Raw genomic sequence first — 22318 nt, forward strand, 5'->3', positions numbered from 1 at the left:
GAAAAACATTTTAATTGCCCTTACCATTGCTTTATCAAGCTTGATACCGATTGAAATGTGGGAGGTAATAACTTGGTTATTGAGGAATTTAAAGATATTAAAATTGCATATATACGCAGAACCGGTAAGTATGGTGCAGAAAACAAGCAACTAATGGAAAAGTTAAAAGAATATTTAAAAAGTAATGATTTATTCAAAGATGATACAACGATACTAGGTATAGCTTTGGACAATCCTTTATCAACGCCAGAAAACGAACAGCGATATGACGTGGGAATGATTATCACTGGCAAGGATATTCATTGTGATTTACCTATTCGTAATATTGATAGTGGGCATTACGCTATATTTGAGGTTCCACACGCAGAAAATGACGTGGCAAATTTTTGGAAGAATATTGACACATTAACTTCCGATTTGCCAGTTGACTATACGAAACCGATAATTGAGCGATATGCTTTCTCGAAAATCTCATTACATTTGTGTGAATTTTGTATTCCGTTAAAATAAAAGGTGGTGTTGCCGTGGAAAAGCAATCATGGATATTATGTCCTATTTGCAATAGTAAGACACGAGTTAAAGTGCGAAAAGATACAGAATTGATAAATTTCCCTTTATTCTGTCCAAAATGCAAGCATGAAACTTTAATCAATACAAATCGTGGAATAGTAAAAATTATTAAAGAGCCAGACGCTAAGACGCAGAGCCAATAGTTTGTAAGAATTTTCTTACAGATTATTGGCTTTTTTCATTAAATCCTGCTTCCTGCAAAGCAGATCGGCAGGATAATTTGTAAGAGGAAAAAGAAAACGAGAAGCCTATTTGCTTCCCGTCCCCTTATATTTCATGATACCGTCGATTGTTCCTTGAATGATTTTAAGTTCTTCATCTGTCAGCTCATCGAGCGATACGTCTATCTGCCTGCGGATTGTAGATTTTTTTGCTTTCTCCTGCGGATAGAAATATTCGTCAACAGAGATATGGAACATGGTCACTAAATCATGAAATAGCTGAAAGCTGGGGTGTTTCCCTATATTCTCAATATCTGCGATATGACGTTCTCCGTAAAAGACCTTATCGCCTAAATCATTACGGGAAAGCCCAGCTTTCTCTCTCGCTTTTCTGATTGCCAGTCCCAGCGGACGGAAATCAAAGCTGTGCGTATCTTTCTTTTTCCTCATTTTCAATCACCTGTCATGAGTTTATACTTCATGACACATGATTAGAATGTGTTAAAAATACATATATCATGCGTTAATAATTCATATCAATATTACCTTGACGGTAAATAAAAAAAACCGTTCTAAGGTAATATCTTTTTCCATGTCTTTCAATCTGATTAGGACGGTTTTGGATACCCAGAGCTGTCCTTTTCTTTTGCACTCACGGGACAACTTTGGGTAAGGGGGTTGTGTCATGATTGCGTATCAGCAAATACGCCAGTATTCACAACTGAATAACCGCCTTACAATGGTTATCCAGTCAACACGCCCTGAACATGAGTTAAAAATTCATATCACTTACGTTAGCAAAACAGTCTGTTGGTACATTCGTATTCTAATAGACTGTTTTTATTATATCCGAGATTTACAAATTCTTTTTTGTAAATCTTGGTAGCTGGACACCTCCTTGGGTAGTTGGGGTGCGGAAAGGGGGAAATGGACTTCCGTTCATTTCTACTTTGCACAGAAAGGAGGTGAAACAGTGGAAACATCTTCTTTCAGACAAGCCGTTGAAGCACAGTTCGATTGCCTTTCAAAGAAAGTCATCAAGCGAGCTGTGATGAAAGGCTACCGTGATATGAAGCGACGTGAAAAGCGTGAGTGTTCATTTTCTGATTTGCCAGATTATCAGCAGGAACGCTTTGGCGAGTGTGATAAGTACGAAAGCGACTACACCGTGTTTAACGTGCTGGGAATTGAAGTATGGATTGAAAATGACAAGTTGAGTGAAGCCCTTAAAGCTCTGACCGAGAAGAAGCGAAATATTATTCTGTTGTCCTACTTCATGGATATGGCAGACGGAGAAATCAGCCATTTTATCAATATCCCTCGTTCAAACGTCCAGTATCACAGAACAAAGACGCTTGAAACATTGAGGAAATACATGGAGGAACACAAATGAAGAAACATGAACGTTTACCTTTTGAGGTTATCGTATCAGCGACAGAGGGCGACCCAGAAGCCATTGCTACAGTGATGAACTTCTACGACGGATATATCTCAAAGCTCTGTTTGCGAAAGCTCTATGATGAACACGGAAATGTGTGTATGGTAGTGGACGCAGATTTGAAAAACAGAATACAGACAGCCTTTCTGGACATGATACTCAATTTTGAAATCGCAGTAATCTAAATACATACAGGCGGGCGTGGTGTTTTCCCCTTTCCAGCCACACCGCTTGTCATTCTATAAAAGTCAATAGTCCTGCTGTTGGCTTTTACAGGCTGACAAGCCGTTGCAGTTCTTTGAAAACTAAATAAAGCAGACAGATACGTTTGTGATACAGCGAGCCACGGGGACTGTACGCCATGACCTTTCCAAAAGAGAGCGAGCGACCCACACAGTGATCCGAGAGTGACCTTTGGAAAAGTCGCTCCGCTATGACCTGTATTCACAGAATAATGATACGTCCCAGAGGTGGTTTTGCTCATAGGAATGAGATTGGTTGAGATACCAGCGGAGCTTTTCCAGAGCCGTCTGTCTGCTTGTAAAAAAATTTACCAAAGCAATAAAATACTATTCCCTACATAATCATAGTACGATATAATGAATTATGTTAGACGAAAGTATTTATTGCTATCAATGAAAGGAGTCTTATTTGTGATAGATGATAGCAAAAATACGCAATCTCCCGAAATGGAAAAAAGGACTTATACGGTAGATGAAATCGCAAAACAACTGAATATCAGCAAAAAGGCTACATATGCTCTGGTGAAAAGCGGGCAGTTCAGTTATGTTCGAGCTGGTAGAGTCATACGAGTGTCTAAACTTTCTTTCGATAAATGGTTAAATCAAATTTAACTATTAAGGAGAGATAAGTTATGGCTACAATAAAACAAAGAAAAAAGAGTTTTTCAGTAATCTATTGGTATTTGGATAACACTGGCGAAAGAAAACAGAAGTGGGACACGCTGGGAACTAGAAAAGAAGCAAAACAGCGAAAGGCATTTGTAGAGTATTATCAAGAAAAGTTTGGCTATGTCATTGTTCCCTTAGAAGAACAGTTTGCACAGCAGATTGAGGACTCTAAAAAAGAGTTAGAGGTAGTCAATGAGGATATTACATTCCGAGATTTTTTAAAGATTTTTGTTAATCTCTACGGGACATCTAAATGGTCGCCAAATACATTTAGTAGCAAGGTCGGCTCTATTAGAAATTATATCAATCCGTATATCGGTGATTGGAAGCTCAATGAGATTACGACAAAGAAGTTATCAAAATACTACAATGATTTATTAAGCGTCCCAGAAGTACCGCAATCAAACAGAAAACCTAGCGGGCGTTGTGTTCAGCCAGCAAACATCAAGAAAATTCACGATATTATTCGCTGTGCTTTAAATCAAGCTATCCGCTGGGAATACTTCGACCCTAACAAAAGAAATCCTGCGTCATTGGCTACCTTGCCAAAAGTTCCAAAGGTCAGACGTAAGGTTTGGAGTATTGATACTTTCAAAGAAGCTGTTAAATCTGCGGAAGATGATTTGCTCGTTATGTGTATGCACTTAGCCTTTTCCTGCTCTATGCGTATCGGTGAAATCACAGGTCTTACATGGGAAGATGTGATTATTGACGAGGAAGCGATTGCCAACAACAACGCAAAAGTAATTATCAACAAGGAATTATCCAGAATAAATGCGGAAGCAATGCAAAAGCTGAAAGAGAAAGATGTTATTAAGATTTTTCCTACACAGAAACCGCATTGCACTACACGCCTTGTTCTGAAAACTCCAAAGACGGAAACAAGTAATAGAACCGTCTGGTTGCCTAAGACTGTTGCTAAACTATTAGTGCAGTATAAAAAAGACCAGCAGGAGATGAAAGAATTTCTTGGCAATGCCTATAACGATTACAATCTCGTCATTGCATTGGAAAATGGAAATCCTGTGGAAAGCCGTATTGTCAGAGACAGATTTCAAAAGCTGTGTGAAGAAAACGATTTTGAAGTAGTCGTTTTTCACAGCCTGCGTCATTTGAGTACGGGATATAAGCTGAAAATGACAAATGGTGATGTAAAATCCGTACAGGGTGATACAGGTCATGCGGAAGCAGAAATGGTGACAGATGTTTATTCTGAAATCATTGACGAAGACAGACGTTTCAATGCTCAAAAAATGGATAAAGAATTTTATTCCACCCTCAATGATGAGGAAGAAAAACCCGAGACAAAAACGAGTGTCAGTGACAGCGATATGATGTTGCTGGAGCTTCTAAAATCCCTGTCGCCAGAGATGAAAGAGCAACTCTTGAAGCAAACACTTCAAAATCAATCAAATAGCTAATTTCAAAAAGTGTTAGCAAAATTAAAGAAAATCAGCGATTTTTCATCAGAAATAAAAAAGTGTTAGCAAGCCATACTACCAAAACAGTCCTAAAAAAAATCGAATTTCTATATAAATAAAAAGCTACTAACTTACTTAATAGTTTGTAGAGGGTGTTCGCAACAAAAAAGCTGTAAACCCTTAAAAATAAAGGCTTACAGCGGATTTTCTGGCGTCCCAGACAGGAGTCGAACCTGCGACGTTCCGCTTAGGAGGCGGACCCTCTATCCTACTGAGGTACTGGGACATTATTCAATTTTATCTATAAAACTCAGCTAGAAAAAGCAAGTTAGGCGATTGCTCCAACACGCCCTTAGGAGGCGGTCGCTCTATCCAGCTGAGCTATAGCGACATTTCAAAATTGTCAAATTATAACAACTACTTTTCTTATGTCAGTTACCTTTTTAAAGGCACTCATTGACACATTTAACAATATAACACAATTATTTAAATTTCTCAATATCTTTCCTTATAAGTTTTCCATATTTTATTATCTGCCAAAGGTATTTTTCCTGGCATTATCGGAAAAATATTCATTAAAATTAATTGTATTTTTCAAAGTCTCTGTCATTTTATCATATCCAAATACATTTGGATGTAATCCTTCTAAACTTAATTCTTTACACATAGAATGTTCATCTTTGTTTAAAAAAAGTGGATAATAATCTACAAAAAAAGTGTTGTACTTTTTTGACAATTTCTTTAATCCTTGATTGTACATCCAAATATATTTTTGCCTGTCCTTTTCATGATTTGTCCATTCCATACAAGTAGGTAATAAAGAACAAAGTGCTATGGATAACTGTTCTTTTGCTGAAATAGTAAGTATTTTCTCCATATTCAGCAAAGCCTCCTGAAGAACATTGTCTAAGCTTTTTCCTGTTTCTTGTTTCCAATAATCAAATTCTAAATCCCAAGAATCATTAATTCCTGCCATTATGACCACAATTTTAGGTTTTAATTGTACGGCGTCTGCACGAAACCGATGGAGGAGGGACACTGTCCTGTCTCCTCCGATTCCACGGTTTAGTATCCGAAGTGGATAATCCTGAAAATATGCCGATAATTCCCACATTTGTATAATTGAGTCTCCGATAAATACTATATCTACTTTACAATTTTTTTGTACAATAATCTGATTTTTACAATCAAATTCCATTCTTCTTTCATCTGCTCTCATAATCTGTGAAAGATATCCCGGCTTAATCAATGGTTGATATTGCACTTTTTTATTTTGTATTATTTCTTTTGGATTACTCATTTTTTATCTTTCCCATATAAATTTATTTCTGTAAATTCCCATAACCGGCATTCCATGATTTTTTTCACATACAGTACTCATTCCCCCGATTGTAAAATGTGCCTCTTCCGGTATATCGTCCGCCTGGAGTTTTATTAAAATTTGGTTCCAGCCTTTTAAGAGCTTTGTTACTTTATAATTTGATAAGTCTCCTAAAGCGCCTCCGTTTCCAAGATTCGCCCGTAATGCAGTTTTTTGTATTGTAGTGTGGAGTAATTCTCCATTTAAATACAATTTCATAAACCCATTATTAGGTACTCCTAATACAACCTCTTTATCCTCACAGGAATAGATATGATGCAGAGCATAAATAATTCCTTTCTCTTTGAAACGTGCGCTTAACTGTAAATCATTTCCCGGATTCCATTGTTCTGTAAATCCAGAAGGTGGAGCAATAAACCAGGTTTCTTCATCTACGCCACAGTCATCTTCGAGCGTTTTTCCCTGATAAAATTCTGAAATCATCCAGCGGTTTCCACCTAACAGTATAATCGGAACAGCCGGAACGGCCGTCTCTTCCCTTATCTCTGTTCTCAACCATAAAATATTTGATTCTTTAATCTGCTGATAATCTGCCTGAATTTCATAACAAATTTCTGATTCTTCTTCCGCTTTTATCTTTATAATCTTTTTCTTTGCCTGTGGGGAATAAAAACCAACCGGCATTTCCAGAGAGACCTGTATCGTTTTCTCAATTAAATGAGGATTTTCAAACTTTACATATACTTTTGAAGTACGATTTCCTAAAATTGCAGCGTCATTCTTATACCGTACTGTTATATTTATTGAACCATATGTATATGTAATACTATCTGCCGCATACTTATCTAAAAATGTTAGCTTTGGAACAATTAATTTTACATTTTGGCTCATAGATCCATTATCCGAAAAGATCATTTCATTGCCCCAATATCGCATAACTTTTTCCGCTTCTTTACAAACTACTTCCGTCAATTCACGTATGTCTGTTGGCGCGGTCAGGTTCCTGATTCCACCTGTAGTCATATTTGTGGCAATTTCATAGCCTAAAGGTTTTATCCATTTTTCCGGCAGAGAAGATGCTCCGCCGATAATACCCAGTATTGCCCCCAGAGTTGCTGCCGTACAGTCTGTATCCCATCCACAGTTGACTGCCTTACAAATAGAATCGCCGAAGTCTTCTCCATAAAGCCATCCTATTGTCTGAAATCCAAGGTTTAATGGAGAATACTGAGCTACTGGGTGATAGAATGTCTCCACCAGGTCATTCCTGTTATCTTCATATTTCATTCCTGCATGATAATTATCTATACATCTTTTTACACATTGATATGTCAGACAAGAAGAAGGAATAGAAGATAATGCTGTATCCAGAAGAACAAATTTATCCCCATTTACAAAAGCACAAGATTCCAATACTGCATTAAAAATTTCCCCATAAACAGATTCTCCGCCTCCATGGTCTATAATTGCATCCTGGAATGCGTACCATGCCGCTAACTCCGGGCATCCCGGACTTATACATGCCCAAATTTCTGAACGGATTGGACTGCCCATACAATCTTTAAAGGAATTATTATGCCAGCCGCATACAGGCGGCAGCAACCCTTTTTGCATATTTTCTTTACATAGTCCATATTCATCAAAGTTATAGGCTATACAGTCTCTCCATGCCTCTGCTAAATCGACAGAAGTAATTCCCGGTCCTTTTTTTTGCAGCTCCTGCAACCAAATCAGCTGTAATTCCAGATCATCATTTGGAATTCCGCCTTCCGGAAGAAAAGGATACCAGTCTATATGAAACATTTGTTTGTCACCGAATTTTCCCTCAAGAGGTTCTCCCAATGTCCCTCCTGCATTCTTGCCCAGCCAGCATCCCATTACCTTATCACGAAAACAATTACGGTTAATTTCTATTCGAGTCATATTTTTTTCCTTCTATTAACATTTTTTTCAACGCATTTATGTAGAATTCTACTCGTTCTGGATTTAACTGAGCATCAAAAGGATATTTCGATATAAATGAAGTTTGCAGAAGCCCTTCCTTATACGTTTCCATTTCATCTATTGTTTCATTTAAAAGCTGTGATGCTGTTTTTCTTTCTAATAAAATCTCTGTTTCATCTTTTTCAGTTACATATCTTCCAAAACAGTACCCTCGTGCCGTAAGTCTAAATCCACGTACATACCACCGCATAAATTCAAAATGTTCTTTCATCTTCTGATATGCAGTTTCCTTTAATCCCATATTTCCCGCTTCAACTAAATCCACCAATTTTTCACACGCTATATATGCGTCTTCTTTATCTGATACGATTTTCATAATATTATCAGGTGACATTTCCAGTGCATCTTTTTTCTCTGGATCCCATTCACTTAAACTATGATGTGTTCCACCGATAAAAGTAAACTGCTCTGGCGTAAGATGCATACAACTATCGTTTGAAAATAAACAGCCATTTACAAAGTTTGTTTTTTCCACAATTGTCCATGTTGCATCCATAATTTCTTTTATTTGTTTTACACAGTTCTTCAATTCTCCTGGTGAAAGTTCGTCATTAATCAAATGTTCCCCCTGCAGCCAGCGCAAATAAATCTCTTCTTCACTGATATTTTCGTTATCTGCATATGCTGCTATTGCATATAAATTCACCATATTTAAATTATCGAAACAAGTCCAATCCTGTACACCTTCCCAGTCTGTTCGCGCCAAAAATCCGCTTACTTTGTGTTCTTTTCCATATTTTAGTCTGCGTTTAATATCAGAAAGCATTGCGGATGGCTGTACTCCCCAGCCGAAAAACTGACCATTTACATCATATTCTGTAATTTGTGGATGTTCTCCCACTTTTCCCATCAATGGATTATCCGGAAAAGTCGGATAAAAATCATGCGGCGTATTTTTCAGTGATAAAACAATTTCTTCCGGCATTTCCATAAATGCTTTCTGAAATCTTTCCTGTTCTGCTTTCGTATAAATAAAATCACGTATAATTAATTTCTTCCCAGCTTCTTTAAATGGTTTATATATTGCCATAATCATATTCTTATACCATTCTACCGGATCTAGATTACAACACCTTTCGCATCCGCATGCAAATGTATTACTAATAGCAAGTCTTGCCTCTCCTGTACCAATAGAGCAAATAATTCCAGCTAAATCCGGTAGTGCAAGAAATAATTCTTTATATTTATAAGGTAAAAATTCTTCATACCAGAAAGGATTACTCGGACATATGGTTCCATCTGCCTGCATAAGTTCTTTTTTATACTTCAAAACAAAATCCGAAAACCATAATTCTTTATTTTCAAAATAAATACTAACTCCAGCCTCTTTTGCTTCACGTATAACATGATTTATGTAATCTCTTCTGTTTAAATTCAAATTTTCCCGCAAGGCATGGTTTAATATAGGATGATCCACTTCCAAAAAAGCGTCATAATAACTTTTAGGCTCTCCGCTTCCTCCTAAAAACTTTGCGGGAAAAACTATTTTGTCTTCAATCCCCGGTTCATGAAATACCATTGCGTTCATATTATTACGTACCATAAAGTCTAAACGTCTTCTAATTTCATCCAGGTTCCATATCTGAGTAAAATCGTGAATTTCCATTGCCCGAAAAGTATAATTGTCCATTTATTCATTCTCCTTATGTAATATAATTATTTTTGTTTAATAAATACTTAATTTACCCTTTTAATCCTGATGACGCAATTCCTTCTACAAAATATTTCTGTAAACAGAAAAACATAATCACTAATGGAAGAATCGAAACACATGCCATTGACATAATCTCATTCCAGTTCGTAGACGCCGCGACGTCCAGCCCCATACGTAATGCAAGGGAAAGTGGATATTTTGATACACTGTTAATGTAAATCAGAGGATTCATAAAATCATTCCATGTCCAGATTGTTTGAAAAATACAAATTGATATCATAGACGGCTTTAATATGGGAATCAGTATTCTTGTTAAAATCTGGAAAGAATTACATCCATCAATTTTAGCCGCTTCATCGAGTTCTTTTGGTATTCCTCTTAAAAATTGTACTTCCTGATAAATAAAAAACGGGTAACATGCAAATAATGCCGGCATCCAAAATGGCATATAACTGTCCAGCCATCCGAAATCTCGAAACAAAAGATACCTTGGGATAATAAGGACAGCATTCGGAACCATTAATGTTGATAACATAACTCCAAACAAAAGTTTATTTCCTTTAAAAGAAAATCTCGCAAATCCATATGCAACTACCGTACATGATATTACCGTAAACAATACTGTAGGCACTACCATTACAAACGTATTTATAAAAAAATCAGTAAAAGTATACTGTCCTGAAGAATCCCATCCTTTAATAAAACCAGACCAGTCGAAATGTTCCGGTAACAAATTAACTGCGAGATTTATCTCTTCATTCGTTTTAAATGAGGCAAAAAACATCCATACTAATGGATAGATCATACAAATACCAATTACTGTTATCAATATAAAGGAACACCAACGTGTATATTTCTTCTTTTTCATCTTATTTTCCTCCTCCATCGCTGTAAAATACCCAATATTTTGAAGTAAAGAAAATAAATCCGCTTAAACAGAGTAAAAATATAAATAGCAGCCATGATTCTGCGCTGGCGTACCCGAGATCTGATTTTACAAAAGCATCCTCATATATTTTTAACGCCATAATATTTGTTGACTTCAAAGGTCCGCCGCCTGTTACTACATATGCCGACGTATAATTTTGCAAGGCATTGATCGTCTGCATTACAATATTAAATAACATAACCGGACTTATTAATGGAAGCGTCACTTTAAAAAACACTTTCACTTTGCCTGCTCCGTCAATTTGGGCGGCTTCATATAAGTCTCTCGGCACCTGTTTCAGCGCTGCAAAGAATAAAACCATGGAAGAACCAAACTGCCATATATCAATTAATCCAATTGTAAACAATGCATATTTGGGATCTCCTAACCAGTTAATATCTGTTCCTATGAGATTATTAATAATACCGCTTTTCATGAACATGACACGCCATAAAGCAGAAATTGCCACGCTTCCGCCAAGTATGGAAGGAAGATAATACATTGTCCGGAAAATTCTTATTCCTTTAATTTTCATGCTTAATATCATCGCTACGACCAAAGCAAATATTAATTTTGCAGGGACTACCATTATGATATATTTTATCGTTACCCACATGGAATTAAATAAATCTACATCTTCTGTAAACATTCTTATGTAATTTTCTATCCCTATAAATTGATATTCCCCGCCTAATTTAATATCCGTCAAAGAATACCGGAAAGAATTCACTAACGGAATTAATTGAAACATTAAAAATCCTATAATCCATGGAAATATATACAGATATCCTTTTGCTTCTCCAAGTTTTTTTCTTTTCATATCTTCTCACTTTCCAGAGGGTTGACAGGAATATCAACCCTCCTTAGTCTTTTTATTATTTTTGTAAACGCTCTAATGTCTCTTCGAGAAGACCCATTGTATCATCTGTTATGCTTTCTACGTTTCCTTGGTTATAAGCAATCTTTTCTACCCCATCCTGAAGAATTTCAACCACTTCTGTCGGTGTATAAAGATTCTGATGAATTGTTCCTGTTTCCCCCGCTTTATCAATTGCTGATACTAACACTGGATCAACATAACCATTTTCTTCACAAATCTGCTGACCTTTTTCTGTAGCAGGAAGAGAACGACATGCCTTTAATGTATTAATTGCTGTCTCATCATTATAAAAATAATTCAAAAAATCTGCCGCTACTTCCGGATGCTCACATTTTGATGAAATAGCAAGCATCTGGGGCGGTACATATAAAATACCAGATTCTTTTGCATCTTCAAATTGCGGCATATCCAAAGCTTCAGCTGTATCCTGAAAATCATAATATCCATCAAATATATTAGATGTAGCACCATAAACTACTGCTAATTCGTGATTTATCCATTTGGGATTTGTATTTAATTTTAATGCATATGGAGCACTGTCTGCCGCTGGTTCTATTACATTATTTTCATACATATCATGGATCAATGTAAACGCTTTTAGAAGTTCCTCTTTTGTAAAATTCATCTCCATTGTATCTTTATTAATTAAGTCTTCCCCTGTAATCTGTGCCATAATAGAACCAAGAAGTTCTTTTCCAAGTGTTTCAATGTCAATATTAAACAGATAATATTCTTCATTCACTTCATGGAGTGTCTTTCCTGCCTCAATAAAATCCTCCCATGTTTTAATTGTTTCTGTATCAATACCGGCTTCATCAAACAGCGCTGTATTTGCCAGCCAGATTCCGCCATTAATTCCTGTTGGCAATGCAATCATCTTATCGTCATAATAAGAAAAGTTTTTAATAAACTCCTGATTAAAGTCTGATGTATCTAAAATATCTGCATAATCTTCCAAATTTACGAATACATCTCCAATAGCCATTAAATCCGAGACTGTATTTGCATTATATTGAATAATATCCGCAGCAGTTCCACCCGAAAGCTGTGTCGTTAATTTTTCAAAATAACCGTCATATCCACCATATTCTGCCTCAATCTTTACATTTGGATGTTCCTTTTCATATTGTTCAATTACATCCAAAGTAGCCTGATGTCTGACATCATCCCCCCACCACATAAAACGCAAAGTTACTTGTTCATCTGAACTTTCCGTATTTTGCCCATCCGTTTTGTTTCCCTTGTCTGCATTTCCACATCCACTAAATGCTACTACTGATGAGACTGCCAAAATTACAGACATAAACAGTGACAAATATTTTTTCTTCATAAATCAGTTCCTCCTTCTTTTGATATTATTAAAGTAGCATACTCATATTTTTTCTCACAGATACGTTTCTTGACATTTATTCTGATATTATGATATGATTTTTTTATAAGTATCAATTATTAATATTTATACTCTTTTTATGTCATAAAGCGAGGAATTCATATGTTAAACTTAGTCATTGTTGAAGATGAGTTAAATATTCGTGAATGTCTTATTCATTTATTTCCTTGGGATTCTCTTGGTATAAAAGTGACTGCTAGTTTTTCCAATGGCCAGGATGCATATCATTATTTGTCTACAGAACATGTAGATATTCTTTTAACTGATATACGGCTTCCGAATATTTCTGGACTCGATTTAATTCGTATGCTGCGCGAAGATAAAAATCCAGTGGAAATTATAATTCTCACAGGATATAAACATTTTGACTATGCCAGACAGGCAATTCGCTATCAAGTACGTGATTTTCTTCTAAAGCCAATCAAATATGAAGACCTCACTAAGTCTATATTGAATATTAAAGATATGCTGGAAAAAGAATCCGAGGATTTTCCCGAACCCACGAACAACGGCGACAATACTTATCATACAAAACTCATTACAATGGCCAAAGATTTCGTACAGAATAATTTAAGCAACGCTTCTTTGGAAACTACCGCTATATATGTCCACCTAAGTCCTGGATACTTTTCTAAATTGTTTCACAAAATAACTCAATTAACTTTTTCGGATTATTTAATTCAATGTAAAATGGAACGGGCTGCAGAATTGCTGAATGATATTCATTTTAAGACATACGAGATTTCTTTGATGGTTGGTTATGATAATCCTAAAAATTTTACCCGGGCGTTTAAACAATATTTTAATGTTACTCCAAGAGAATATAGAAATCATATTATTAAAGAATAAGTAGGTCAGGAATTTACTTTATGAAACAAAAATATTTTATTAATAAATTTATCCGGTATTTTTTTCTTTTTTCTGTTCCTGTAATTATTATAGGACTTCTATTGACTGTCTACTCATTTTTTCAAATACGAGAAGATTCAGACAGACAGGCACAAAGCACTTTTCGAATAAGCAGCCAGCTTATGGAAGAAATTTTGACTAAAGGTGATGATATTGCCGATCTGATGAATACCAACAGCGCTATTTCTATGTCTATGTACCGTATCCTTAACCAAAATTCTATGGATTATAAAGAAAATATTACAAAAAATATAATGTTTTATATTTTTGAAAACTTAAAATCCAGCTCCTCTTATGTCGATTCTGTATATGTATATTTTCCAAACGAAGGGGATTATTTTTTTCAGACAAATAGCAAGCTTACATCTATAGATAATTCCGCTGACCAACAATGGCTTAATGAATTCAAAAATCATACAAAAAGGGATGAAAAATGGATTACATTGCGTTCTTCCCAAAATTACTATTTTGAAGATTCCCATAATGTAATAACAATATACAGACGGATTCAATATTATGATGGTGTTTTAGTCATAAATCTGAATCAGTCTGTTTTATCGGAACTTCTTTCTTCTCTTGAAAATTATCCGAATGAATCTATTTTTGTAACTGATTCAAATGGTGATATTTTGTTTTCAAATGCAAATGCAGATAAACTTAATTTAAAAAAGGATCAAGGAATTCATAAACAACTGTCTCTTTCCTTATCTGACAAGGGACATTATCTTTCTTCAGTAAAATATAATCATCATACTTATACAGTAAATGAATTTATCTATCCTGAATATAATCTTCATTTTTTGTCGCTTGTTCCTTCACAAGATATTTACCGCCTAATGTATAATATAATTTATTGCGTTATTGCAGGCATTATTATTGCCGCAATACTTTGTCTTTTATTCAGTCTTTATCTGACTCAAAAGAACTTTCATCAAATAGAACTTCTTATGGATATCCTTTGGCGGGCAGAAAAAGGGATTCTTCCCATTGATGGAAGCGGGGAACTTGTAGATACTAAAAAATTGGATGAATATAATCTGATTTTAAATCGTGTTATTCTCACATTTGTTGAAAATAATACATTGACTATACAGATAAACGAATGGCAGTTAAAGAAAACTATCAGTGAACTTAAGGCTCTTCAACTTCAGATTAATCCGCATTTTTTCTTTAATACGCTCCAATCTATAGATATGGAAATTATAAAAAATGAAGGGTATCAGGCTCCGGCCAGTAGGTTAATACATTCTCTTTCGGATATTTTGCGTTATGCACTTGGTGATTCCAGGACTTCTGTTTCTTTAAGGGATGAAATTCAATCTTGTAAAGAGTATATGGAAATTCAAAAATTTCATAACCCTAGGCAAATTGTACTTTTATGGGACTATGATGATGCTTTACTGGATTACTCCGTCATACGCCTTTTATTTCAACCATTACTTGAAAACAGTATTCACTATAGTATTCAATCACCACAGGATACCCTGGTGATTCGGATTAAAATTTATGATACTGGAGATTTTTTAAAATTTCATATTTTAGATAATGGAATAGGAATTGAAAAAAAACGACTAAAACAAATTAGAGAATCTCTTCATTCTCCAGAAGATCAAGAACACCACATAGGAATAAAAAATACACACAAGCGCCTTGTTCTTACTTATCCTGATAACCCAGGACTAACTATAATCAGTCATTTAAAACAAGGCACTTGTATCAGCTTTTCCATTCCAAAACATAAAAAGTAAAATTATTTGAGAAGGAGATTATCCGATATTTAACCATGTATTTTAAAAATTAATATATCCTTGCAGCCAGATAGTTCCTTTAAATCTTCTTCCGATTTCCGGTTCCCCCATAACTTCTGAAGCCGGCACGCAAATATCAAACTGTAATTCATTTACATCTAATTTCATTTGATATATTTTCTCTTTTGTTACGATATTTTCCCGTAGACGTACAGCCAGAATTTCTCCCATAATAGAGTATAAATCACATTCAACTCCATAAGGCATAAAATATGTGTCTACAATAGAAAATATATCTTCACTTATCAGTCTTTTTGAGACTTTTGAATAAATATCCATATCATCCAATGTCAAAGTCTCTATTGCCGTCTGATCCCCACTGCGTGCGGCATTCAGAAGTTTTTTTCTGTTTTGGGAAGCTTCTTGTTCGTTTCTTATCTGCTTTTCATCTTTCTGAACAGGAAACAATATTTTCCCCGAAAGTGCAAGCCCTGCAAACGTTACAGAGGTTTCCAGACCAGATACAAATCCTATCTGTTTTTCTTTCATGTATTCTACCCCATTTTGCAACGTAAAAATCAGACTAATTCCAACCTTGGGATCCTCACACACTCCTACATATTGTTCACGTTCTATTTTCTTTTCTACTGAAATTTCTGCATAAGTTGTTACTCCACTTCCTTCAAAATATGGGAAATAATAACTCATATCGAATTTCTCTTGCTCGTCTAATTCTCCGCAAAGTGTAATCCCCATATTTTGTCCATATTCTTTCTGAAATTCGCAGAAATCTTCTGATGTATGATAAGAAACAATCGTCTGATGTGTAAAATTCTCTTCCACCTGCTTTAAAACGGATTTTAGTTCTTTTCTTGTATGAACATTTCCAAAACCGATTGCTTTTAAATATTGGTGCATTTTGTTCTCCAATTTTATACTATTTTTTTGGCGTAATCTTCTCAATTCCTCCCATATATGGGCGAAGAGCTTCTGGAATTTTAACGCTTCCATCAGCTTGGAGATTATTTTCCAAAAATGCTATCAGCATTCTCGGAGGAGCCACTACTGTATTATTTAATGTATGCGCAAAATATTTTCCATTTTCACCTTTTACTCTGATTCCTAATCTTCTTGCTTGTGCGTCACCTAAATTAGAACAGCTTCCTACTTCAAAATATTTTTTCTGTCTCGGAGACCATGCCTCCACATCTACAGATTTAACTTTTAAATCTGCCAGATCACCAGAACAACATTCTAAAGTACGAACCGGAATATCCAGCGACCGAAATAAATCTACTGTATTCTTCCATAATTTGTCATACCACTGCATACTTTCTTCTGGCTTGCACACTACTATCATTTCTTGCTTTTCAAACTGATGAATCCTATATACTCCGCGTTCTTCTATTCCATGTGCTCCCTTTTCTTTTCTAAAACATGGAGAATAGCTTGTCAATGTCTGAGGAAGCTCTTCTTCTGACAGAAGCGTATCTATAAATTTTCCAATCATAGAATGTTCGCTGGTACCAATCAAATATAAATCTTCGCCTTCAATCTTATACATCATGGCGTCCATTTCTGCGAAGCTCATAACTCCCGTAACAACATTACTGCGGATCATAAACGGAGGTACGCAGTACGTAAAACCTCTATTTATCATAAAATCTCTTGCATAAGCAATAACAGATGAATGAAGTCTTGCTATATCTCCCATTAGATAATAAAAGCCATTACCTGCTACTTTTCTTGCACTATCCAGATCAATTCCACTAAAAGATTCCATAATTTCTGTATGATAAGGGATTTCAAACTCTGGAATAACAGGATCACCAAAACGTTCAATTTCTACATTCTCACTGTCATCTTTTCCGATTGGTACAGATGGATCAATGATATTTGGAATAGTCATCATAATTTTTTTAATTTTTTCTTCTACTTCTTTTTCTTCTGCAGATAAGGCTTCCATTCTGTCAGCATTTTCTGTTACCTTCTTTTTAAGTGTTTCTGCTTCATCTTTTTTTCCTTGTGCCATCATAGAGCCTATATTTTTAGAAATCTTATTTTTTTCAGCACGTAGTGCTTCAACCTCCTGCTTGATTTCTCTATTCCTTTTATCTAACTCCAAAACTTCATCTACCAACGTAAGCTTACTGTCCTGAAATTTATTTTTTATATTTTGTTTTACAATATCTGGGTTTGTTCTTACAAATTTTATATCTAACATGCTTCTATCCTCTCATTATCTTTTTTGATTTATTTTTTGTTTATTTCTTTTATATCATATGCTTCCTGATAAATTGCCTTTTCAAGAGATTCTCTCTCTTCTTCTGCTAATTCAATATAACTTTCACCTTTGACTATCTCTTTGATATAAGTGTAACAGCCTTCTCTGCTGTGCATCGCATTGAGTATCCAACCGTTATTATTTTCATCTAACATTGTCAATGCAAAACTTAAATTTCCTCCCATCTCATGGAATGCATCATATTTTACAATACCTATCTTTTGATAATTGTTTTCTATCTTTCTATAAATATCTTGAATACTATTTTGATTTTTCTTTGTAGTCTCTAAAATCTCATCTAACAGATTAAATCTTTCAAATATACTTTCTTCTAGATTTTTTCCATCTTTTCCCTTCATAAAAGACGCATAACTTGCTTTTAATCTGTTATATTTCATATTTGCACTTATTAGTAATGCAAATAGAACCACTTGTATCAAAAATAATAATATAAAAATATAGAATGGATCAATTCCTAAACTTCCTAATACTCCACTCTTCATATTTGCCTCCTTATTAATTATAACAATACATTTATATTCTTTTTGTTCTCCCCCAGAGTATCCTTTCAAACATATTGTAACAACTAAATTTATATTTAATCATTTTGAATAGTCATAATTAAATCATAAATTCGTTCTAATTCTTCTTCTGAATAATATTCTATTTCAATTTTTCCTTTTCCATTTGCTTTAGGATTTACACTTACTTTTGTCCCTATAACATTTTTCATTCGTTCTTCTAAATTTTCATAAACAAACGTATGTTCTATTTTTTCTTTTTTAACTTGTTTTTTTGGGTTTTTAAGGGATTTTACTAATTTTTCTGTTTCACGTACACTTAATTTTTCATCAAATATTTTATTTGCAAGATTATATTGTTGTTCTTCATCGTCAATTGCAAGCAATGCCCTTGCATGACCTGTACTAATCATATCATCTACAATCATTTGCTGCACTCGATCACTTAATTTTAAAAGTCTCATAGAATTCGTAACTGCTGTTCTGCTTTTTGATACTCTCTCAGCAACTTCATCTTGTTTTAAATTAAATTCTTCGAGCAGCCTCTTATATGCCATTGCTTCCTCTATTGGATTTAGATTTTCTCTTTGGATATTTTCTATTAAAGAAATTTCTACAATTTCTTGATCTGTATAATTTTTAATTAAAACAGGAACTTCTTTCATTCCGGCTAGCTTTGCTGCTCTCCATCTTCTCTCTCCTGCAATAATTTCATAATAATCTTTCTTTTTCTGAACAAGTAAAGGCTGAAGAATTCCGAATTGTTTTATGGAATCTGCCAATTCTAAAAGTGCATCTTCATCAAAATCTTTTCTCGGCTGTTCTCTATTAGGTTCAACCAAGTTAATTTTTACATTTATTTCTCCATAATTTTCAGCTTTTTTTTCTTCTGCAGATACACTCTTTTCCTTTTTTATATTATTTTCTGCTTTTGTAGGTATAAGACTGTCTAAGCCCTTACCAAGACCATTTCTTTTTACTGCCATTTTCACGCCTCCCCTTTATGAATCACTTCCTCTGCAAGCATCATATAACTTTCAGCTCCTGTTGACTTTGCATCATATAAATTTATTGGCATACCATAACTAGGAGCTTCTGCAAGTCTGATATTTCTTGGTATAATTGTCTTATAGATATTTTGATTCAAATTGTCTTTAACATTTTCTACTACTTGTAATGACAAATTTGTTCTGGCATCATACATGGTAAATACTACCCCTTCAATTTCAAGAGATGGATTTAATCTTTCTTTAACTAATTCAATTGTATGAATAAGCTGACTAAGTCCCTCCAAAGCATAATACTCACATTGTATTGGTACTAAAACTGAATCTGCAGTTGTCATAGCATTAATAGTAAGCATACTTAATGCTGGTGGACAATCAATAATAATAAATTCATAATTATTTCTAATTTTTTCAATCTCATTTTTAATTATAAATTCTTTATTTTCTACCCCTATCAATTCTATTTCTGCTGCGGATAAATTAATATTTGAAGGGAGTACATCCAAATTTTCCAGGACATTTTCACATATACAATCTTTTATGTCAGCGCTGCCTATAATTAGATCATATACATTATTTTCAACTTCATTTTTATCTACACTTAAACCACTTGTCATATTTCCCTGTGGATCCATATCAAGCGCTAAAACTTTTTTTCCAAGACTTGCTAGTGAAGCTGAGAGATTAATAGCTGTTGTTGTTTTTCCTACGCCACCTTTTTGATTGGCGATCGCAATAATTCTGCTCATTTTTGTACTCCTTTCTGATGAATACTTTATTATTATATCACCTTTCTATTTTATTATCTATAATAATGTTTCACGTGAAACATATTTTTTAATAAAAATATCGATTATTTTAAAGTAAATTTAATGTTTCACGTGAAACATATTATTGTTTAAGAATCACTTATACACAAAATTTTCAATTAATTAAGGGTTTATTTGAAAACTTAAGTGTAGTATAATAAAAGATATAATTTGAAAGTGGGTGATAAATTGAGTTGGAAAAGAAAATTGGCTGCTCTTGCTGTATTAACAGGTTCTGTTACAGGCATTATGCATACAGTAAATAAACTAGTATATTATATTTCAACTGTAGATAATTTATTAGATTATAATAAATATAATTACTATGAATGGCGTTTTGGAAAAATTGCTTATAAAAAACAAGGAACAGGAACTCCTATACTATTAATCCACGACTTAAATGTAGGTAGTTCATCTTACGAATGGAATAATATAGTGAATCACCTTTCGAAAACAAACACTGTATATACAATCGATTTACTCGGATGTGGTTGTTCTGATAAGCCGAACTTTACATATACAAATTTTTTGTATGTACAAATGATTAGTGACTTTATTAAGCATATAATTGGTAGTAAAACAGACATAATAGTTTCTGGCGAATCAGGCTCTTTTGTACTTATGGCCTGTTCAAATGATCCTTCTATTATTAATCGTGTTATTTTAGTAAATCCCGAAAGTCTTGTTTCTCTTGCCAAAGTTCCGACAAAAAGAACAAAACTAATGAAATATTTGATATGTACTCCTATACTTGGAACTTTTATTTATAATATAGCTGTAAATAAAAAAACTATAAGTCAAGATTTTTATTCTTCATACTACTATAATCAAAATCTAATTGATGAAAAAAGTATAATGACCTATTTTGAATCTTCACATAAAAAAAATACTCGTTCAAAATATCTTTATGCCAGTCAAAAATCCAGATTTACAAATTCAAATATACTTTATTGTCTGCATAAGTTAAATAACAGTATTTTTATTATAACTGGAAATTCAAATCCCGAAAACGGATTGATAGCAAATCAATATCAAAATCAACTTCCTTCTATTGAGATAATTGGAATAAACAAAACCAAACACCTCCCCCATATGGAGAGACCAGAAGAATTTATAGAACAAGTAAAAATACTATTCTCAGAAGAAAATTAAAATATAAAGTTAATTGACGAAATGGTTCGCGCAAGAGGGAGTGTATTGCAACGTTCGTCAGGGCTTCGCCGGAATTCCTCACTTTTGCAATACACTCCCTCTTGCGCTTACACTTTCGCCAGCTTAAGTTTATAATTTCAGACAAAAAAGAATCGACTTCACGCTGCTACAGAGTTCCAGTCAGAAATTTTTCCTTCGTCTATAGGGAAGTGTGCCCTAACAAAAGAAAACGGCTTCACGTTGTTATAGCCCTTCAATTAGAAGTATCTATACTACTTCCGATTGGAAATGCATGGCAACGTGAAGCCAATTTTTTCCGCTTGGAACTATAAACTTAAGCTGGCAAAAGTGTGAGTGTGAAAGAGATGCTTTGCGTGAGTGAGGAATTTCGGCGAAGCCCTGACGAACGATGCAAAGCATCTCTTTCACACCTCCCTTTTGTCGCTTAAATTTTATATTTCGTCAATTAACTTTATATTTACAATGGTTCTTTTGATGGTAATCCGGCTTTTCTTGGATATTTTTTTTGAGTAATCTTATTTTTTTGTATTTTTATAAATGATCTTCCTATTTCTGATTCTGGTATTTGAAATTTTATATTATTTTCTATTTTCCCGCCCAAAATTTTTACGGCATTTTTTGCCTGTTCTATTTCTTCATCTACAGTGCTGCTTTTATACGAAACAAATATACCCCCTACCCGTATATAAGGAAGACAATATTCAATTAATGTCGAAAGGTTAGCAACTGCACGTGAAACACTTAAATCAAATTTTTCTCTATATTCGTCTTTTTTAGCAAAATCTTCTGCCCTGCCATGTAAAGCAGTTATTCCGTCTAACTGTAGAGTTTGAATTACTTCATTTAAAAAATTAATTCTTTTATTTAATGAGTCTAAAAGAACAATATGTAAATGTGGAAAAGCTATCTTTAAAGGGATTCCAGGAAATCCGGCCCCAGTGCCAATATCAATTACAGAATCTATCTTCTCTATATCAACTGCCTTTACAATCGCAAGACTATCAATAAAATGTTTCTCATATACTTCATCACGATCAGTAATTCCCGTAAGGTTCATCACTTTATTCCACTCTATAAGCAACTCATAATATTGCTTAAATTGTTCATTCTGTTTATTATTTAAATCTATTTTTAAATGCTCTAACTGTATATCGAACTTTTCTGACATCTGATTATCACCTATATATTT

General features: G+C 34.2%; 22 protein-coding genes and 1 tRNA gene. 9 read left to right on the plus strand and 14 right to left on the minus strand.

Features of this window, described 5'->3' with window-relative positions:
* The first annotated feature begins 72 nt into the window (after positions 1-72).
* Together ACZ5C4_RS00290 and ACZ5C4_RS00295 are read left to right on the plus strand one after the other, a co-directional pair.
* The gene (locus tag ACZ5C4_RS00290; RefSeq protein ID WP_076779904.1) at positions 73-510 is read left to right on the plus strand and encodes a GyrI-like domain-containing protein; all 438 of its coding nucleotides are present in this window, start codon (positions 73-75) and stop codon (positions 508-510) included.
* A 14-nt stretch (positions 511-524) separates the two neighbouring features.
* A complete protein-coding gene (locus tag ACZ5C4_RS00295) occupies positions 525-713 on the plus strand; it encodes a cysteine-rich KTR domain-containing protein (RefSeq protein ID WP_076779902.1) in 189 nt (62 codons plus the stop codon).
* A 105-nt stretch (positions 714-818) separates the two neighbouring features.
* On the opposite strand, the gene ACZ5C4_RS00300 is transcribed toward ACZ5C4_RS00295, so the two are convergent.
* Positions 819-1181 (minus strand): helix-turn-helix transcriptional regulator, encoded by a 363-nt coding sequence (locus ACZ5C4_RS00300; RefSeq protein WP_076779900.1) that lies wholly within the window; start codon positions 1179-1181, stop codon positions 819-821.
* Between the two features lie 523 nt (positions 1182-1704).
* Between ACZ5C4_RS00300 and ACZ5C4_RS00305 the strand changes: the two genes are divergently transcribed.
* From ACZ5C4_RS00305 to ACZ5C4_RS00320, 4 genes are all read left to right on the plus strand, one after another.
* Entirely contained in the window at positions 1705-2124 is a 420-nt protein-coding gene (locus ACZ5C4_RS00305) for an RNA polymerase sigma factor (protein WP_076779897.1), read from the plus strand.
* Positions 2121-2354 carry a helix-turn-helix domain-containing protein gene (locus ACZ5C4_RS00310; RefSeq protein ID WP_076779895.1) on the plus strand — a complete coding sequence of 78 codons (234 nt, stop codon included), beginning with the start codon at positions 2121-2123 and terminating at the stop codon, positions 2352-2354. Before ACZ5C4_RS00305 ends, ACZ5C4_RS00310 begins: the two co-directional genes overlap by 4 nt.
* A 468-nt stretch (positions 2355-2822) precedes the next feature.
* Entirely contained in the window at positions 2823-3023 is a 201-nt protein-coding gene (locus ACZ5C4_RS00315) for a helix-turn-helix domain-containing protein (RefSeq protein ID WP_241146957.1), read from the plus strand.
* 20 nt (positions 3024-3043) lie between these two features.
* Positions 3044-4501 carry a tyrosine-type recombinase/integrase gene (locus tag ACZ5C4_RS00320; protein ID WP_076779891.1) on the plus strand — a complete coding sequence of 486 codons (1458 nt, stop codon included), beginning with the start codon at positions 3044-3046 and terminating at the stop codon, positions 4499-4501.
* 209 nt (positions 4502-4710) lie between these two features.
* On the opposite strand, the gene ACZ5C4_RS00325 is transcribed toward ACZ5C4_RS00320, so the two are convergent.
* The 7 genes from ACZ5C4_RS00325 to ACZ5C4_RS00355 all read right to left on the minus strand — a co-directional run bounded on the left by ACZ5C4_RS00325 (position 4711) and on the right by ACZ5C4_RS00355 (position 12618).
* Positions 4711-4787, minus strand: a tRNA-Arg gene (locus ACZ5C4_RS00325).
* 243 nt (positions 4788-5030) lie between these two features.
* Complete coding sequence (locus ACZ5C4_RS00330; RefSeq protein ID WP_464519283.1) at positions 5031-5801, minus strand: SGNH/GDSL hydrolase family protein; 771 nt, start codon at positions 5799-5801, stop codon at positions 5031-5033.
* A 3-nt stretch (positions 5802-5804) separates the two neighbouring features.
* Positions 5805-7745: an ADP-ribosylglycohydrolase family protein gene (locus ACZ5C4_RS00335; protein WP_464519284.1), complete on the minus strand. Its 1941-nt coding sequence runs from the start codon at positions 7743-7745 to the stop codon at positions 5805-5807.
* Positions 7726-9456, minus strand: coding sequence for a hypothetical protein (locus ACZ5C4_RS00340; protein ID WP_464519285.1), 1731 nt, complete (start codon positions 9454-9456; stop codon positions 7726-7728). Before ACZ5C4_RS00340 ends, ACZ5C4_RS00335 begins: the two co-directional genes overlap by 20 nt.
* A gap of 52 nt (positions 9457-9508) precedes the next feature.
* Positions 9509-10348 (minus strand): carbohydrate ABC transporter permease, encoded by an 840-nt coding sequence (locus tag ACZ5C4_RS00345; RefSeq protein ID WP_464519286.1) that lies wholly within the window; start codon positions 10346-10348, stop codon positions 9509-9511.
* 1 nt (position 10349) lies between these two features.
* Complete coding sequence (locus ACZ5C4_RS00350; RefSeq protein ID WP_464519287.1) at positions 10350-11228, minus strand: carbohydrate ABC transporter permease; 879 nt, start codon at positions 11226-11228, stop codon at positions 10350-10352.
* A 55-nt stretch (positions 11229-11283) separates the two neighbouring features.
* Positions 11284-12618 (minus strand): ABC transporter substrate-binding protein, encoded by a 1335-nt coding sequence (locus ACZ5C4_RS00355; RefSeq protein ID WP_464519288.1) that lies wholly within the window; start codon positions 12616-12618, stop codon positions 11284-11286.
* A 162-nt stretch (positions 12619-12780) separates the two neighbouring features.
* Here ACZ5C4_RS00355 and ACZ5C4_RS00360 point away from each other — a divergent pair, with 162 nt between their 5' ends.
* Together ACZ5C4_RS00360 and ACZ5C4_RS00365 are read left to right on the plus strand one after the other, a co-directional pair.
* The gene (locus ACZ5C4_RS00360; protein WP_464519289.1) at positions 12781-13527 is read left to right on the plus strand and encodes a response regulator transcription factor; all 747 of its coding nucleotides are present in this window, start codon (positions 12781-12783) and stop codon (positions 13525-13527) included.
* 20 nt (positions 13528-13547) lie between these two features.
* Positions 13548-15335, plus strand: a complete 1788-nt coding sequence (locus ACZ5C4_RS00365; protein ID WP_464519290.1) for a sensor histidine kinase — start codon at positions 13548-13550, stop codon at positions 15333-15335.
* A 42-nt stretch (positions 15336-15377) separates the two neighbouring features.
* Here the strand turns inward: ACZ5C4_RS00365 and ACZ5C4_RS00370 are convergent, their stop codons facing one another.
* From ACZ5C4_RS00370 to ACZ5C4_RS00390, 5 genes are all read right to left on the minus strand, one after another.
* On the minus strand, positions 15378-16253 hold the full coding sequence (locus ACZ5C4_RS00370) for a DUF3881 family protein (RefSeq protein ID WP_464519291.1): 876 nt from the start codon (positions 16251-16253) through the stop codon (positions 15378-15380).
* A gap of 19 nt (positions 16254-16272) precedes the next feature.
* Positions 16273-17559 (minus strand): serine--tRNA ligase, encoded by a 1287-nt coding sequence (serS, locus tag ACZ5C4_RS00375; RefSeq protein WP_464519292.1) that lies wholly within the window; start codon positions 17557-17559, stop codon positions 16273-16275.
* 29 nt (positions 17560-17588) lie between these two features.
* On the minus strand, positions 17589-18122 hold the full coding sequence (locus ACZ5C4_RS00380) for a DUF4446 family protein (RefSeq protein ID WP_464519293.1): 534 nt from the start codon (positions 18120-18122) through the stop codon (positions 17589-17591).
* A 95-nt stretch (positions 18123-18217) separates the two neighbouring features.
* Positions 18218-19126: a ParB/RepB/Spo0J family partition protein gene (locus tag ACZ5C4_RS00385; RefSeq protein WP_464519294.1), complete on the minus strand. Its 909-nt coding sequence runs from the start codon at positions 19124-19126 to the stop codon at positions 18218-18220.
* Positions 19127-19128: 2 nt separating this feature from the next.
* On the minus strand, positions 19129-19896 hold the full coding sequence (locus ACZ5C4_RS00390; protein ID WP_464519295.1) for a ParA family protein: 768 nt from the start codon (positions 19894-19896) through the stop codon (positions 19129-19131).
* Between the two features lie 249 nt (positions 19897-20145).
* Between ACZ5C4_RS00390 and ACZ5C4_RS00395 the strand changes: the two genes are divergently transcribed.
* Complete coding sequence (locus ACZ5C4_RS00395; RefSeq protein WP_464519296.1) at positions 20146-21108, plus strand: alpha/beta fold hydrolase; 963 nt, start codon at positions 20146-20148, stop codon at positions 21106-21108.
* A 478-nt stretch (positions 21109-21586) separates the two neighbouring features.
* Here ACZ5C4_RS00395 and rsmG read toward each other — a convergent pair whose 3' ends face one another.
* The gene (gene rsmG / locus ACZ5C4_RS00400; protein WP_464519297.1) at positions 21587-22297 is read right to left on the minus strand and encodes a 16S rRNA (guanine(527)-N(7))-methyltransferase RsmG; all 711 of its coding nucleotides are present in this window, start codon (positions 22295-22297) and stop codon (positions 21587-21589) included.
* Positions 22298-22318: the final 21 nt, after the last annotated feature.

It is taken from the genome of Mediterraneibacter flintii, from assembly GCF_055387595.1.